This window comes from Flavobacterium bizetiae (assembly GCF_024271895.1).
GTDB lineage: Bacteria > Bacteroidota > Bacteroidia > Flavobacteriales > Flavobacteriaceae > Flavobacterium > Flavobacterium bizetiae.
In genome coordinates this window covers 1,817,434-1,835,114 of record NZ_CP091861.1, presented here as the reverse complement: position 1 = coordinate 1,835,114, position 17,681 = coordinate 1,817,434, and the positions used below count along the sequence as shown (strand labels likewise).

Annotated in this window: 8 protein-coding genes; 2 read left to right on the top strand and 6 right to left on the bottom strand. The window is 34.3% G+C overall.

The features are described from left to right. Positions 1–58: 58 nt before the first annotated feature. The 4 genes from L0669_RS08075 to L0669_RS08060 form a co-directional block, all read right to left on the bottom strand. Positions 59–1,513, bottom strand: a complete 1,455-nt coding sequence (locus L0669_RS08075) for a glycoside hydrolase family 30 protein (RefSeq protein ID WP_263762636.1) — start codon at positions 1,511–1,513, stop codon at positions 59–61. 154 nt (positions 1,514–1,667) lie between these two features. Continuing rightward, on the bottom strand, positions 1,668–2,558 hold the full coding sequence (locus L0669_RS08070) for a hypothetical protein (protein ID WP_263762634.1): 891 nt from the start codon (positions 2,556–2,558) through the stop codon (positions 1,668–1,670). 11 nt (positions 2,559–2,569) lie between these two features. Beyond that, on the bottom strand, positions 2,570–4,090 hold the full coding sequence (locus tag L0669_RS08065) for a RagB/SusD family nutrient uptake outer membrane protein (RefSeq protein ID WP_263762632.1): 1,521 nt from the start codon (positions 4,088–4,090) through the stop codon (positions 2,570–2,572). A 15-nt stretch (positions 4,091–4,105) separates the two neighbouring features. Beyond that, a complete protein-coding gene (locus L0669_RS08060; RefSeq protein ID WP_263762630.1) occupies positions 4,106–7,267 on the bottom strand; it encodes a SusC/RagA family TonB-linked outer membrane protein in 3,162 nt (1,053 codons plus the stop codon). Positions 7,268–7,612: 345 nt separating this feature from the next. Between L0669_RS08060 and L0669_RS08055 the strand changes: the two genes are divergently transcribed. After that, entirely contained in the window at positions 7,613–10,483 is a 2,871-nt protein-coding gene (locus tag L0669_RS08055) for a triple tyrosine motif-containing protein (RefSeq protein WP_263762627.1), read from the top strand. 37 nt (positions 10,484–10,520) lie between these two features. Here the strand turns inward: L0669_RS08055 and L0669_RS08050 are convergent, their stop codons facing one another. Together L0669_RS08050 and gldJ are read right to left on the bottom strand one after the other, a co-directional pair. Next, on the bottom strand, positions 10,521–11,807 hold the full coding sequence (locus L0669_RS08050) for a UDP-N-acetylmuramoyl-tripeptide--D-alanyl-D-alanine ligase (protein ID WP_263762624.1): 1,287 nt from the start codon (positions 11,805–11,807) through the stop codon (positions 10,521–10,523). A gap of 109 nt (positions 11,808–11,916) precedes the next feature. Beyond that, on the bottom strand, positions 11,917–13,602 hold the full coding sequence (gene gldJ, locus L0669_RS08045; RefSeq protein WP_173969799.1) for a gliding motility lipoprotein GldJ: 1,686 nt from the start codon (positions 13,600–13,602) through the stop codon (positions 11,917–11,919). A gap of 213 nt (positions 13,603–13,815) precedes the next feature. On the opposite strand from gldJ, the gene porU reads away from it, so the two are divergent. Further along, positions 13,816–17,652 carry a type IX secretion system sortase PorU gene (gene porU, locus L0669_RS08040; RefSeq protein ID WP_263762621.1) on the top strand — a complete coding sequence of 1,279 codons (3,837 nt, stop codon included), beginning with the start codon at positions 13,816–13,818 and terminating at the stop codon, positions 17,650–17,652. Positions 17,653–17,681 lie beyond the last annotated feature (29 nt).

Sequence of the window (17,681 nt, the reverse complement as noted above, 5' to 3'; positions counted from 1 at the left end):
TGAGGGCTAATCTGGATGATTCATTCAGAACAGCCCTCGTTTTATTACTAACAAAACATTAATACACAAGCGTTTGTATTGCATGTGCAGGAATCTTAACTACTGATTGTTCAGCACCTATAATTAGTTTATAGTCAATTGCTTTATCAGTTTGGTTCATGACAATTGTAGCCATTGTACCATCAGCATTCAAAAATGATGTACTTAATAAAGCACTTCTGCTTACTGCTGAGCTTACTCTTTTTGCATTTAAACGAATGAATTTTGAAAAATGCCCAATATAATAGTATGATGGAGTGTAAATTAACTCTCCTGTTCTTGTATCAGCATGAATTGGCGCAAAACAAAAATTACCAACATGATTAGGTCCTCCGTTTTGATCTAAAAGAATATTCCAGTCTGTCCATCCGGCAGTTCCGTTATTAAAATCATTAATCATAGAGATACCGTATCTTTCTCCGTTACCCCAAAATTGATATTTGGCAGCATCAAATTTTTCAACACATCCTTCTGTAAACATTAGACCTTTGTCGGGATATGCTTCGTTTACTTTTGCAACATTTTCAAACATTGACGATCCTCCTGACCATGTTTCGTACCAGTGAAATCCCATTCCCCAAACATACTTTGAAGCTTCAGGATCAGAGTAAATTACATTTGCTCTGTAGTTCATTAAATCACGATTATGATCCCAGGCGATAATTTTTACATTGCCCAGTTTTTCTTTTTTTAATGTCGGGCCAAGGAAATTTTTAATAAAATCTCTTTCGGCTTCTGCTGTATAAATACAAGATTCCCAGGTTTGAACGGCCATTGGCTCATTTTGAGTAGAAGTCCCCCAAATTGGAATTCCTTCTTTCTCATACTCTTTTATAAATTTGGCATAAAAATTTGCCCAGGTTTGATAATATTCAGGTAATAATGTTCCGCCTTTTAATACGTTTCCGTTGCTTTTCATAAAAGCATTTGGAGACCATGGTGCAGCATAGGTCATTAATTTACCGCCTGCAGTCTGAATGGCTTTTTTAATTAACGGAATACGAAATTCTCTATCGTGTTCAATAGTAAACGTTTTTAATTCTTTATCTCCTTCTTTGATATAAGAATAGCTTCCACTGCTAAAATCAGAACTTTGTATCGTGGTTCTTAGCAATGAATAGCCTATTCCTTTTTGTTTATCGTAGTAGGCATTCAAAAATTCTGTTTGTTTTTCTTTTGAAAGTTTAGCGAATATCTCGGCACTCGCATCTGTAATAGCTCCTCCAATTCCTATAAAAGTCTGAAACTTCTTTGCAGGTTCTACAAAAACAGCTGTTTCTACTTCCAGAGGTTGTTTAGCGGCAGTAAAGGTTAGATTATCTGTAGAGGTTATTCTTAAATTTGAATTTTCAGCTGTGGTATAAACTGTTATCTTTTTTCCATGGGTTGTAAACTCTTTTTTTGTTTTGGGTTGTTGGGCAAAGGCCGCTAACGAAAACAAAAAACATAGCGCTTTTAAACTATTTTTTTTCATTCTTCCTTATTTTTTTTAAATTCTAAATTGAAACTTTTTGTGAACTCGTCTCCACTAAAAAAGTTTCCGCCAGCTTACGGATTTAAAAAATAGCCCATACTCATACTGATTATGGGCTATTTACAACCAAACTTAAACTTAACTTAACTTAAACTTATTTTCCTCTGAATTCTACTTCAGTAATTTTAATTCCTGTTGGCGTAAATCCATTACCACCACTTCTGATTACCAGATATACTTTACCACTTTCTGTAAATTTCACAACATTACTTACTTTTCCGGCAACAGTGTTTTTCACACATCCTACCAGTGATAGTTTTCCTTCAAATGCTGCTTTTCCACAACCATCTCCAGAACTTAATCCCATAACTTTGTTGTCTCCATATTCAACTCCTGAAGTTGGAACTGTTTTTCCTGCGTATACTTCAAACCAAAAGTCCGGAGATCCGCTTGTTGCAGCTACAAACATATCTATCGTATATTCTTTATCTTTTACAACATCAATTGCCTGATAGATTCCTTCTTGATTCCAGGTTGTTCCGCTTGCATTTATTGTTGCGAATCCAGGAGTAAATGTCCATGAAGCTAATCCATTAGTGTTAAGGTGTAAATTTGTCCATTGAGCCTGGTCAGCAGCGTCTAAGAAGCTACTTCCTTTAACTAAATTTCCTTTTTCAGGATCATTTGCTGCAACAACAAGGTCCTGAGTAGTAGCATTAGTTTTTCCGCCACGACCTACAGCAGTGTGCACTATCTTATATGTTCCTTTATCCGGTAAAGAAATTTCCAATTCCATTTTTCCGTAATATTCAACCTTACCTACTTTCCAGTAAGAAGTCAGAACATTCTTTTTAACTGGTTCCAGTAAATATGTATTTACTTTTCCTGCTACAGGAATAATTGTAAATGAAGCATCAACATTTGGATCTTCAAGTCCGTTGCCAGCACCTGCTGTATCAGGCTCACAACTTACTATTATGGTACCTAATGTTGCCAAAGCCAACATTAGGTATATACTCTTTTTAAAAATTATATTTAAACTCATATGATTTTTATTTAATTGTTATAGTTAGGGTTTTGAACAATTTTAGTGTTTTCTAATTCTTTGAAAGGAATTGGCCAAATTTCGTTTTTGCCAGCCTGGAATCCTTTAGATGCCAATGCAGCAGCTGCTTTTCCTGTTCTCACTAAATCGAACCAACGGTGTCCTTCTCCAGCTAATTCTTTTCTTCTTTCTAATGCAATTGCATCTAAAGAAACCGGAGTTGACCCTAAACCTACACGTGCTCTTACAGCATCAAGTAACGCTTGCGCTCTTGCTCCTGTACCACCTAATGCTTCAGCTTCCATCAAGTAAGTATCTGCTAAACGAATTGCATAAACATCTTGCTTATAATTTAAAGCTGTTGCTCCACTACCTGTAGAAGTATCTGAGTTTAAAGGCATGAATTTTCTAAGGAAATATCCTGTATCATCATAGTTAGGAGCCCAATCAGCTTGTCCAGCATCTTTCAATGCTTTCATGTCAAGAATTGTAGCATCAAAACGAGGATCTCCTTTTAGAACATCATATAAACCTTGTCTTACAGTATTAAAACTCCATCCTGAAACAAAATCCGGTGCAGTTGAATTAGTAGATCTGTTATATCCTCTAGGTCCTACCATAATACAAACAGAGTTTCCTTCATCTTTTCCTCCACCCCAAAAATCCCAATTGGCATTACTTTTATCTGTATGAACGATTTCGATAATAGCTTCTGAGTTAAATTTGTTGCTTACTTTCCATAAATCAGCAAATTTATCTACCAATTTATATCCGTACATACTTGTTCCTCCAGGAGTACCATTTACATCAGCAAATTCTGCTGCTGATAATGCGTTTTTCCCTTCGTATAAATACACTTTTCCTAACAATGCTTTTGCTGCTCCCTGAGATAAACGACCAGCTTCCTCAGTCATATTTGTAATTTTAACTGGTAAACCTGGAATCGCTTCTTTTAAATCTTTTTCGATTTGTGCGTAAATTGCTTCCGGAGCTGACTGAACTACATTGAATATATCAGCTGTTTTAATTGGCTCTAAAATCAATGGAATATTTCTGAACGTACGAACTAACTCAAAATAATAGTAAGCACGTAATGCTTTGGTTTCAGCAGCAAATCTTCCTTTTTTAGCTTCATCCATTGGTACTGCCGGTAATTTTTGAAGCAATACGTTTGCTCTAAAAATTCCCTGATAAAAATCTCCCCAAAAACTACCTGGAATAGTAGACTGGCTTAATGAATAATCTGCAAATGCATGTATTCCGGCACCGTCTGTTGCACCACCACCAGCTGCATTAAAATCATCTGAACCTGCATTTAACATACAGATCATGTTTTCAAATCCTTTAGACTGCTTACCAATTATATCATAAACAGCCACTAATCCTGCGTAAGCCTGGCTTTCATTTTGGTAATAATTAGCCTCTAGTGAAGTTCCTTTCGGCTCTACAGTTAAAAAATCCTCACTGCATGAAAGGGCAGTAAATAATGCTCCGCAAACAACAAGTGAATATTTTATATTTTTTAGTTTCATGATTCTTGTTTTTTATTAAAATTGTAAATTAACTCCCAACATTACAGTTCTAGCCTGAGGATAAATACCTCTGTCTATACCCATAACGTTTCCTGATGCACTATTTGCTCCAATTTCAGGATCATACCCAGTATACTTAGTAAAAGTGAATAGGTTCTCTCCAGTTAAATACACTCTTGTTTTGTCTAAACCAATTTGACTGATCGTTTTAATTGGCAATGAATAACCAAGCTGAATTGTTTTGATTCTTACGTAATCTCCTTTTTCAAGATAAAAATCAGATGGATTATTAAAGTTTTTGTTAGTATCATCAGATGTTAATCTTGGATAAGTATTTGATGTACCTTCTCCTGTCCAACGACCTAAAGCTTTAGTTTGGTAATTAGAATTTTCAATATCTAACCTACGTAATCCCTGGAAGATTTTGTTTCCTGCAGCTCCCTGAGTAAAGATCATTAAATCGAAATTTTTGTAATCTACGTTAACTGTAAATCCAAAAGTATATTTTGGTATTGGGCTGCCCAGAAATTTTCTGTCATCTGCAGTAATCTGACCATCACCGTTAACATCTGTCCAACGGAAATCTCCCGGTTTAGCATCTGGTTGAATTAATCCTCCTGAAGCATTTCTATACGCATTAATTTCAGCTTGGTTTTGGAAAATACCTGCTGTTTGGAATCCGTAAAAAGATCCGTAAGGTTGTCCTACTTGTGTTCTTGTAATATCATAAGTCATCGCTTTAAATTGTTCTCCTGTTGCAAGGAAACCAACTCCACGTCCTAAAAACGTTACTTCATTTTTCAAATAAGATACGTTTCCACTTAAACCAAGATTTACCTGTCCTAATTTTTTACGCCATCCTAATTCTAAATCGATACCTTTATTTTGCATGTCTGCAACGTTTCCTGTTGGGTTTCCTGAACCAACATAACCTGGCAATGCAATTTCCTGTAGAATTCCTTTAGTTTTCTTAACATACCAGTCAAAAGACACATTAAAATCAGAGAAAATTGTAGCATCAAAACCAATATTCGTTTGGCTTGTTTCTTCCCATTTTAAATCCGGATTCGAAGGTGCATTCGGGCTGTTACCAATAGTTACAGATCCAGATGTACCAATTGTATAGTTACGACCGTCTCCAATAGTTGCCAAATATTTGAAATCTCCAATATTATCATTACCAGTTACACCGTAACCTCCTCTGAATTTTAATTGGTTTACTACTTTGTTTTCAATCCAAAATGCTTCTTTTGAAGGAACCCAACCTAATGAGAACGAAGGGAATGTTCCGTATTTATTGTTTGATCCAAATCTTGAAGATCCGTCTCTACGAATAATACCTGTTAATAAGTATTTTTCTTTGAAATCGTAAGTTAATCTTGAGAATAATGAAGTTACTCTATGCTCATTTCCTGTACTAGCTGTAGCATTAATTTGATCTTTTGGAAGGTCAAAGTTAAAAGATGCATCTGTATAGCTATCTACTGGTAAGTTAGTATACGTAATTGTAGTACCACTATTTCTATTGTCTACATACGCTCCCTGACCTACTAATACGCTAAAGTTATGATCACCTATACTTCTTGTATAAGAAGCAACATTCTCAATATTCCATCCAAAACCTTGATTGGTATTTCTTGAAAGGTTATTAACCTGTGTAATATTTGTTGAGTTCAGGTAAGAAACTGGTGTGAAGTTTTCATAACCCCAATACGCTAATTTACCTCCTACAGTCGTTCTGAATTTTAATCCTTTTATTGGCTCAATTTCTAAGTAAGCATTTCCAACAAAGTTATCAGCCCAGTTGTAGTTTCCTAATCTTGTTTGTGTATAAGCTAATGGGTTAGACATTTCCTGAGTAACCATAGTCGAAACTCCGTAAGGATTTCCGTTAGGATCTCTTAAAATTCCTTTACCATGCCCGTCGATACCTACAGAATAAGGTGCATTTGCAGCCATAGTAGGATCTGTTACAATAGCAGGAGTAATAGGATCTAAATTGATTGCAGAACTTAATGGTCCTCCAAATTCACTGTTTGTATTTCCTAATCCTACTGTTTTCTCTCTAGAAAAACCTAAAGTCTGACCAAAAGTCATCCATTTAGTTATTTTATGAGTAGAGTTTAAACGAATATTTTTTCTGTTGTAATGAGAAATATCTGTTGTTACAATACCTTCCTGATCTAAAAGACCAAAAGACACATAAAAAGTAGACACATCATTTCCTCCTGATAAACTTAACTCTTGTCCAATACGTGCTGCACTGTTGTTAAAAATTTCTGATTGCCAATTTGTTCCTGCTCCATATGAACTAGGGTTTGCAAAAGGTAATTGAAAAGTATCTGTTGGAGATTTTTTAACATATCCGTTTGCATATTTTTCATTTCTTAAAGTTGCATATTCCGTAGCATTTAAAAGATCTAATTTTCTTGCAGGACCAGAAAAACCAGTATAACCATTATAGCTTACACTCATTTTACCTGATTTTCCTTTTTTAGTCGTAACGATAATTACCCCAGCTGCTGCTCTTGCACCATAAATAGCTTGAGAAGCTGCATCTTTTAATACCTCCATAGATGCGATATCAGACTGGTTTAAGTAACCTATTCCTCCCGCATCAACTACTACACCATCTATAACCCATAAAGGATCATTGTTTCCTAATGTAGTGATACCACGCACACGAATAGTAGAAGAAGCTCCAGGTTGTCCTGAACTTGCTGCAACTGTAACCCCTGAAACCCTACCTTGTAAAGTTTGTTCAACTCTCGTTATCGGTAAATTTTCGATATCCTGAGCTCTTACTTTAGAGATCGCTCCTGTTACTACTGTTTTCTTTTGAGTACCGTATCCAACAACAACAACTTCATTTAATGATTGTGATTCAGGTTTTAACTGAACCGATAATTTTGTTCGTCCGTTTATAGCTTCAGTAACTGTAGCATAACCAATAAAAGTAATTGTTAAAACTCCATTTGAAGGAACTTGCAACTGAAATTTCCCATCAAAATCTGATGCAGTTGATTTTGTAGTACCTTTTAATAGAATAGTTGCGCCTGGAACTGGCATTCCACTTTCATCATTTATTATTCCACTTACTGTGACATCCTGGGCCACAGCTATAACCGAGAATAACAAAGACGAAACACAAAAAATAAGTAATTTTGTTAATTTCATTTTTCTAAAAATTTTGGTTAATTAATTAGTAATTTGATGCAATAATAATGTTAATTTTTCACTACCCGCAACTAATTTTCACTACAAAAACACATCAAATCAAATTTTATTACATTACAAAAACACATCAAATTTTATATAAAATATTGATTAACAAATATTTAAAAACAAAATTTAAGATGTTATCAAAATGTTAATTATAAAAATAAACACTACACTACTATTAGAATGCTTATTTTTATAAAAAAAACAGCTTCCTACATCGTGATAGTAGAGAAAATCAAAACATAAAACACTACAAAAGAGATAATTAACTATTAAAAATTTAAAAAAAACCAAAAACCCATGCAATTGATAAAATCATATTTTATTATAACTTTTTTTACATTATTCTCAATTACATTTTTTGGCCAGGTTAAAAGTATAGGTCTTCCAGACGTAAGAAATTACAAACGAAATGAATATAAAGGAGGGACACAAAACTGGAATATTGGTCAGGATAAAAACGGAAACTTATATTTTGCGAACAATAATGGTCTTTTTCAATTCGACGGATCGTCATGGCGAAAATATCCACTACCTAATCACACTTCTGTACGATGTTTAAAAATTGATGACTCAGGGAAAATTTTCGTTGGCGGATATAATGAGTTTGGGTACTTTAAAACCAACAATAAAGGAAAACTAGAATACACATCATTAGCCCAAAAAGTAGACAAAAACAAAATCAAAATCATCGATTTTATCTGGAAGATCCATACTTTAAATAATGAGACTATTTTTCAGTCTTTTGCACGGGCCTATATTTTAAAAAACGGAAAATTATCGATCCTAAAAGCGCCTAAGCGATTTCAATTTTCATTTGTAGTTAATGACAAACTTTACTTTCAGGATGTCGAAAAAGGTATTTTAGAATATCGAAATGATAAATTATATCCTTTACCTAATACCACTGTTTTAAACAATACCGAAATATGGGGAATGTATTCCTTATCAAAAGAGAGAACACTTATTATAACGCTCGAAAAAGGATTATTCATCTACGAAAACAATACCGTTAAACCGTGGGAAACTGAAGCGAACAATTTTGTCAGGAAAAACAACTCTTTAGGAGGCGCCATCATAAACAAAAAATTTATTGTTTTAAACTCGGTACTCGACGGAATCATTATTTGTGATTTTAACGGCAAAATAATTCAGCATGTAAACAGAAAAAAAGGATTACAAAACAATACAGTCCTCACCTCTTTTATTGATAACAAGAACAACTTATGGCTTGGACTGGACAACGGTATAGCTTTTTTAAACGAAAGTTCTCCGTTTACCTATTTCGGATTTAGTTATGATATTAGTACCGTCTATGCTTCTGTAATTCATCAGGGAAACCTATATGTAGCGACAAATCAGGGTGTTTTTTATCACGCCTGGAACAATAGTTTTAAGGAAGATGTTTTTAAACTTGTTGAAGGAACTACTGCACAATCATGGAATGTTCAGGTTATTGATAATGAACTTATCTGTTCTAACAATAGAGGAGCTCTAGCAATACAAGGCGGAAGAGTAACACATATTATAGATACTAAAGGATATTTCGGATTCAAAAGCATGCCTAATCATCCTGGCTACTTTATTGGTTCTAATTACGACGGATTTGCCATTTTTCAAAAAACAGGAAACGGACTGGTATTCAAAAATCAAATCGCCGGTTTCGATAAATCGTCTAATAGTTTTGAGCTTGACGATTCTTATTTATGGCTTAAAAAGGATGAATCTATATACAAAATGCAGCTTAGCAGCGATTTGACACGATTTATAACCATCAAAAAAATAAGTCAATTATCTCCTAAATATAAAAACATTGGAAGCCTTCAAAAAATAGACGGAAAAATATACTTTCAGACCAACAATCACTTTTTCAAATTTTCAAAAGAACAGGATTTGTTTTATGAAGACAAAAATCTATCCGCAATATTCAAAAATATTCCAGTTATAAACGCTTTGAGCGAAGATTCACAATCAAACTTGTGGTATGCCTTCGATGAATCTTTAGGCGTATTAATGAAACAAAATAATCATTATAAAAATGTTGTTGCACCTTTTTCTAACCTAACGGGGAATTTGGTGAGCAGCTATTTATCTGTAAATACGATCGACTCAAAAAACATTTTTATAGGATTAACAGATGGTTTGGCCCATTACGATTCTGAATTGCTCAACAATTTTGTAACTAAGCCTAAAGCTTTCATTAGAAGTTTTTCATTTCCCGGCGATACAATTGTTTTAGGAAACAATCAAAATAAGATCGAAAACATTCGTATACCTTACTCGTCAAACCATGTACGTTTTACATTTTCATCTCCTATATATGAAAATCTTGAAACTGTGGAATTCTCTTACCAACTAGAGCCTTTTGATGACAAATGGAGCAATTGGTCGACAATTTCTATTAAAGAATATACCAATTTAAGAGAAGGTGAATATACGATGAAGGTAAAAGTCAGAAACAGTTATGGGATTCAATCTGAACCTTCGACACTTTCTTTTATGGTATCTCCGCCTTGGTACCGACACTTTTTAGCCTTTATGATTTATTTCATACTCATTATCGTAGGGATTTATCTAATTTCCGCAAGGGTAAAAATGAAAATTCGTAAAAACAAATACTACGAAACGATCGAACAGCGTAGATTATATCTTGAGAAAGAATCGAAAATAAGACAAGAACAATTTGATCTTGAAAAAGAAATCGAAAAACTGAAAAGCGATAAACTTCAGATTAAAATTTTAGCAAAAGATAAAGAATTGGTAAACAACTCTCTGCAGGTTGTAAAGAAAAACAAAATCCTGAACGGAATTATTCATAAACTTAAAGAAATCGACGTTGAAGCACTTGACGATTCGACAAAATTTCAGGTGAGTAAATTAAACAAAAGCATTGTAAAAGAAGTAAATACAGACAAAAGCTGGAAAGACTTAGAAAAACACATTAAAAACGTTCATTTTGAGTTCTTAAAAAGATTAAAGGAAAAATATCCCACAATTTCACCACGAGAACTCGATTTGTCTACTTATTTATTGATGAATATGTCGACCAAAGAAATAGCCGAAATCATGAATATTTCTACGGGAGGTGTCGAATTAGCCCGTTACCGATTACGAAAAAAACTTGGTTTGAATAAAAAGGAAAATCTAATAGGCTTCTTAATGAGCATATAAAAACAAAAAAGCCATCCTGATCAGGATGGCTTTTGTTTTATTTAATATATTCCAGAGTGCGCTCTAACGCCATTCCTCTGGATCCTTTTACAAGGATTGTATTTTCGCTAAAATGTCTTGTTTTAAGATATTCGACAAAAGCATCAAAGGTTTCAAAAAACTGAATATTATCTTTAACAACCTTATTTTCATAAAATGATTTACCGATCAAATAACACTCGGACTCATTCTGATTTAATAAAGAATCTACAATTAGTTTGTGCTCTTGCGGACTTTCATCACCCAGCTCAAACATATCACCCAAAATCATCACTTTGTTTTGATTTTCTAATTGCAAAAAGTTAGTTATCGCAACAGCCATACTACTAGGATTAGCATTATAGGCATCCAGAATAATTTGATTAGAATCAATTCTTAACAATTGCGATCTGTTATTCTCCGGAATATAGGTTTCAATTGCTTGTTTCATATCCGCCTCAGTAACTTTAAAGTAATATCCTATCGCAATAGCCGCATTAATATTATTCGCATTATAAAGCCCAATTAAATGCGATTCTACACTAAAATTATCATACTCTATAGCAACAAAAGGATTGGCTTTGATATTTTTGATTTTTAAGTCAGCAGTATCATTATTTATTCCGAAAGTAAAGGATTGTATTCCTGCAGATCTTTCTATCTGAATAGGATCTTCAAGATTTACAAAAACTAATTTGCTATTTTTTGCCAGGTATTGATACATTTCACTTTTACCTTCAATAACCCCCTGAACTCCACCAAAACCTTCAAGATGAGCTTTACCAAAATTGGTAATATAACCATAATCAGGCTGAGCAATTTCACATAAAAATTCAATTTCCTTTTTATGATTTGCCCCCATTTCAACAATACCTATTTCTGTTTCTTTAGTAAAAGACAACAAAGTTAACGGAACACCAATATGATTGTTTAAGTTACCTACTGTAGCTTTGGTTTTGTATTTCTTTGCAATAACAACATTTATAAGTTCTTTGGTCGTCGTTTTACCATTACTTCCCGTTAAGGCAATAATAGGTAATTTAAGATAAGTACGATGAAACTTTGCCAGTTCCTGCAAAGTTTCTAAGCTGTTTGCAACAAGAATTGTTCTCTCATCGATAACATAAGCTGCATTATCAACAATAACAAATAAAGCACCTAATTCCAATGCTGTCGCAGCAAAGGTATTCGCATCAAAATTTTCGCCTTTGATAGCAAAAAACATAGAATCCTTTTCAATTTTTCTCGTATCAATTGAAACTGATTTACATTGCAAAAACAAGTTATGAATGTCCTGAATATTCATTTATAAAAATATTTACATATTATAAAATAAGCAATAAAAAAATTCCAAATTCCAAAAGCTGAGTAAATCAGTTGGAATTTGGAATTTTTTTTATTGAATTTTCTAGAATTTAGTTTCTAGGCGATTTTCTTTTTTCAGCTTTTGCACCTACTCTAGACATAGCACATCTAAATCCGATGTAATCTGTTGCCATATCCTGAGGGAAATATCTTCTTTGAGCAGGATCTAACCAATAAGCTCTATCTCTCCAAGAACCACCTTTGTAAACTCTTACATTATCATCGATTAATGTAGTACGTTTACTAGAGCTATCATATTTTCTAACCATCTGACCTAAACTGTCTGTTGTTACATTGTGTTTAGGAGAGTTGTACATTGACTGATCAGCTTTAGCTCCTGACTCAGAATCTCCAAAGTCAAAATATTTAGATGATTGTTTATCACCATCTCTATAGTTGATGTTATCACTTGTAGTGAAGTTTTGTCTCAAGTAAGTTTCGTTTTCGTCAACCGGAACCTGAGCAATTTCTCCTGGTAAGTTTGTTGCAACTTTTTTACCGTTACTTAAAGTTTTGTATTGAATATTATCTTTAGTAATGATTTCGATTTTACCGTCTTTACCAATTTTGTTTTTAGCATATTGATTTCCTCTAAAGTAGTTAAAATCATTCGCTTCATTATCGATAATAGGTCTGTAAACATCGGCAACCCATTCAGCTACGTTTCCTGCCATATCGTATAATCCAAAATCATTAGGCGCATAGCTTTTTACAGCATTTGTAATATCCGCACCATCATCAGACCAACCTGCAATTCCACCGTAATCACCGTTTCCTTGTTTAAAGTTAGCCAATTGATCTCCTTTGTTTTTACGTTTAGATGAACGTGTATAATCTCCAGACCAAGGATATTTCTTTTGTCCTTTATATATATTGTATTCTCTTTGTCCAACATCTGCAGCAGCAGCATATTCCCATTCTGCCTCTGTAGGAAGTCTGTATTCTGGCAAGATAATACCTGAAGAACGTTGTGCGTAAACATTTTTTTCTTCCGGAACTACACCGTCTTTACCAGCTTTTGGTCTTCTTCCGTTTGGATTTTTCTTTAAAACAAGTTCTTCATTACCACCGTAAGTAGTACTTGGAGATGCAACATAAGCTTCTGTATTAAAAATACTTTCAGCGCTTACATCCTGAGTTTTAGCTCCTTTTTTAAGATAACCGTTTTTCTCTAAAACTGCTTCATTTACACGGTCAGTTCTCCATTTAGCAAATTCAACAGCCTGAATCCAGTTAACACCAACTACAGGGTAGTTTGCATAAGATGGATGTCTTAAGTAGTTATTAGTCATCGTTTCGTTATATCCTAAACGATTTCTCCATACAAGAGTATCCGGAGATGCTCCTTCGTATATGTTTTTGTAGTTTTCTTCTGTTGGAGGGAAAACTTTCTTTAACCACTCCAGGTATTCTAAGTACATACCATTCGTAACTTCGGTTTCATCCATATAGAATGACTGAACGTGTTGTTGGGTTGGCGTGTTATTCCAATCGTGCATAACATCATCCTGTACTTTACCCATTGTAAATGTACCTCCCTCAACAAAAACTAAACCAGGACCAGCCTGTTGTTTTTTGCCTGCATTTCTAGCAGCCGTTCCATTCTGACTATCTACATCCCAACCAGTTGCTCTGGAAGCACGACTGGAACTCGATTTTTTGCTACAACTAGCCGTGCCCAACATCAATATCATTGACATCATTAATTGCAAGACTACAATTTTGTTTACTTTCATACTCATTCTTAGGTGATAAATTTAGGTGCTGCAATATAATAATTAACATTTAATTAGCAACATCTGTTCTAATAATTTTATTTAGCTGTTTTTTACCAGAAAATAACCTATAGTTACGAACGCAAAAATATACTTTTTATTATTTACTATAACATGAAATACTATATTTTTACTTACTAAAATATTTTTAATTTAAAACGGTTTTACACACCAATGAAACAAGCCCTATACTTATACCTTTTTTTAATTCCGTTCATCTCATTTTCTCAGGTAAATGGGAGCTTTACGATAGATTGGCAAAATAAAAAAGAGATGAGTTTTGGCGAATCAAAAATCAAAATACCATACTTTTCAGGAAGCAGTTTTCGATACGATACTACTAAAAAAAACATAAGCTTATTACTAAACCTAAGCGAATCGGGCTCTTCAAACAATAATTCCGTACAAATTACAAACGTAATTTACGAATCGGTTTCAGTTACTGACTTGGGAGACCTATCACCTGAAAACATACCCGAAAAACCAAATGAAACGTTAAAAACAACTATTTCCAGAGATACGAAACAAACTTTCCTGTCGTTATCACCTATAATAAAGGAAGGCAATAGCTATAAGCGAATCCGGTCATTCTCTTATTCAACAAGCAGCTCTGCGTCAAAAAGCAGCAATTCTTCTACTTTCCAAAAATCAAATTCCGTTTACAATTCAGTTTTAGCTTCCGGTGACTGGTATCGTTTTTATATTGAAAAATCGGGTGTTTATAAAATTTCGAAGTCATTTTTGCAAAGCCTTGGGTTCGACCCTTCAAAAGTAGATCCAAGAAGAATTAAGATCTATGGAAACGGCGGAAAAATGCTTCCTCTGGCTAACAGTACATATTATCCTGAGGATTTAGCAGAAAATGCCATACAGATTATTGGAGAAAACGACGGAATCTTTAATAACGAAGATTATATTCTTTTTTACGGCGAAGGAATCGAAAATTGGAGCACTGAAAGTCAAACCAATCTTAACTTATACACCACAAGATCTTATTATTATGTTACTGTCACTGGAAACGAAGGAAAACGTATTTCAAATTTCAATCAGCCAACCGGAAACAGCACCTTAGAATTAAGCACTTTTGACGACTATCAATTTCACGAAATCGACAAAACCAACATTGCTCATTTAGGCCGTCAATGGTTTGGGGAATCATTCGACATTAATCAGGAACAGGAATTTCAATTCAACTTTCCGAACATCGAAACTTCAGTTCCCGTAAAAATAGAAGTTAATACAGCTTCTGCCGCCTTTACCCCTACGTCATTTGTTGTTGCTGCCAATGGTCAAAATATTGGTACTATCAATTTTCAGGCATTAGTTTCTAATTCTGAACTAAAATTCTACACGCAAAAGCTGCCCTCAAACAGCACGTTTACAGGTGCCGAAAACATAAAAATAAAACTTACCTATAATAATAACGGTGTTCCGGGATCAAAAGGATATCTGGACTACATCAATTTAATAGCTAAAAGAAAATTATTAGGTACAGGCAAACAATTTAAATTTCAATACGACTTAGCCGGTTCAACCGCCGGAATCGTAAATTATACTATTGGTAATGCCTCGGGAATTTCTCAAATTTGGGATATTACAGACCTATATAATATATCAAAATTAGAAAACAGCAATCTGGCAACTTTTAGCTTTAAAGCTTCTTTGGGAGAAGTTCGAAAATACATCGCAATTGATGCCGCTGATTTTTTTACTCCTTTAAAAGAAAACCAATCAAAAATTGCCAATCAAAATTTGAAAGGAACACTTTTCAAGAATAACCAAAACAGTTTTCAGGATATCGACTATGCCATCGTTACACCTAAATTTTTAGTTTCTCAAGCCGAAAAACTAGCTAATTTTCATAGAACACATTCTAATTTAAATGTGAAAGTAATTGCATTAGAAAATATCTATCAGGAATTTTCTTCCGGAAAACAAGATATTGCCGCTATACGAAATTGCATCAAATACATTTACGACAACGCATCATCACCAGACAAAAAAATAAAATATCTCAATTTATTTGGAGATGCTTCTTTTGATTATAAAGACAGAATCCCAAACAACAATAATATTGTACCTATATATCAATCCGTAATTAGCAACTCGACCGGAGAAGCCTCATTTGCATCTGATGACTTTTATGGTTTAATGGACAATAATGAAGGAGTGGTCGTTTCGCCTTTTGGCGGAATTGACATTGCAGTTGGCCGAATGTTGGTTTCAGACAATGCACAGGCAGGCGAAATGGTCAATAAAGTGCTGGAATACCACGACACAAAATCCTATGGAAACTGGCGCAATAACATTGTTATGGTAAGTGATGATTCTGACCAGACCTCAGATGCAACATTACAATTTCATCAAAACAATCTAGCGGATAATATAGGTATTCAAAAACCTTTTTTAAATGTAGACAAAATCATTCTGGATTCTTACACACAGGAAGCTTCTGCCGGAGGATCACGATATCCTAAAGCAAGAACCGATTTATTTAATGCTTTCGAAAAAGGCGCTTTAATCTTTAATTATTTGGGTCATGGCGGCGAAGATGGTCTGGCAAGCGAACGTATCTGGGAAAAATCAGACGGTCAAAACCTAAACAATCAATATAAGTATCCTTTATTTATAACCATAACTTGTGAGTTTTCAAGATTTGATGATCCTACGAGACCTACAGCCGGAGAATACACTTTTTGGAATCCGAAAGGCGGTGCAATTTCTATGCTAACAACCATTCGTGCCATAGGACAATTTAATGCCGAGGATTTTAATGACAGTTTAAGCAAAAACCTGCTTTCGTACGGATCCAATCAATACACCAGCATTGCCGAAGCGCTTCGAATTTCTAAAAACGAAAATCCAAGTTCTGCCAGTAATGTCATTTTTTATATTGGAGATCCTGCCCTGATGCTTGCAATTCCGAAACCAAAAATTAATCTAACAAAAGTTAACGATGTTGTGATTTCACAAACAATTCCGGATTTTAAATCTTTGGCAAAAATTAAAATTTCAGGCGAGATTACCGACGAAAATAACAATCTTTTAAGTAATTATAATGGCGAATTGGCAACGGCAATTTTCGACAAATTAATCACCACAACTACCCTAAATAATGATGGTTATAGCCCTGCAATGTCATTTAAAATACTGGGAGAAACAATCTTTAGAGGAAATGCATCCGTAACCAATGGACAGTTCGAATTTAGCTTTGTTGTACCTCGAGATATTCGTGTTCCTGTTGATTATGGCCGAATTAGTTTTTATTCGAAAAAAAATCAGGCTTTAGAAAATCAAACCGGCTACAATACCACCATAAAAATAGGAGGAATAAATGAAAATGCACCTCAGGACAATATAAGTCCGAAAGTTAAGTTATATATGAACGATGAAACTTTTGTATCTGGTGGCACCACAAACGAATCGCCCTTTTTACTGGCGTTTCTGGAAGATGAAAATGGCATAAATACAGCAAGCGGAATCGGGCATGACATTGTAGCAATTCTGGACGGAGATGTTAGTAATCCCTATATCTTGAATGATTATTATCAAACAAAATTAGACGATTATACTAACGGAAATTTGCGTTTCCCGTTAAGAAATTTAGCCCCCGGCATGCACACTATAAGTTTTACGGCCTGGGATGTATATAACAATCCGGTTACAAGCGAAATACAGTTTATAGTTGTTGGAGATGAATCGCTAACACTTACTCACGTTCTTAATTATCCTAATCCTTTTTCTACTTATACACAGTTTTGGTTTTCACACAACAGGCCTTACGAACCCCTGGATGTGCAGGTTCAGGTAATGACTATTACAGGAAAAGTAGTCTGGACAAAAAACCAGGTCATCACCACAGAAGGGTTCTTATCGAGAGAAATAACTTGGGACGGAAAAGATGATTTTGGCGACCGGATAGGAAAAGGTGTTTATATTTATAAACTTACGGTCAGATCTAATTTGACAAATAAAAAGGCAGAAAAATACGAAAAGCTTGTCATCTTATAATATTATATATATTTGTATCATAAATACAT

Coding starts and splice junctions, on each gene's coding strand:
- L0669_RS08050 (WP_263762624.1), bottom strand. CDS start 11,807: ATGAATATTCAGGACATTCATAACTTGTTTTTGCAATGTAAATCAGTT.
- porU (WP_263762621.1), top strand. CDS start 13,816: ATGAAACAAGCCCTATACTTATACCTTTTTTTAATTCCGTTCATCTCA.
- L0669_RS08070 (WP_263762634.1), bottom strand. CDS start 2,558: ATGAGTTTAAATATAATTTTTAAAAAGAGTATATACCTAATGTTGGCT.
- gldJ (WP_173969799.1), bottom strand. CDS start 13,602: ATGAAAGTAAACAAAATTGTAGTCTTGCAATTAATGATGTCAATGATA.
- L0669_RS08055 (WP_263762627.1), top strand. CDS start 7,613: ATGCAATTGATAAAATCATATTTTATTATAACTTTTTTTACATTATTC.
- L0669_RS08060 (WP_263762630.1), bottom strand. CDS start 7,267: ATGAAATTAACAAAATTACTTATTTTTTGTGTTTCGTCTTTGTTATTC.
- L0669_RS08075 (WP_263762636.1), bottom strand. CDS start 1,513: ATGAAAAAAAATAGTTTAAAAGCGCTATGTTTTTTGTTTTCGTTAGCG.
- L0669_RS08065 (WP_263762632.1), bottom strand. CDS start 4,090: ATGAAACTAAAAAATATAAAATATTCACTTGTTGTTTGCGGAGCATTA.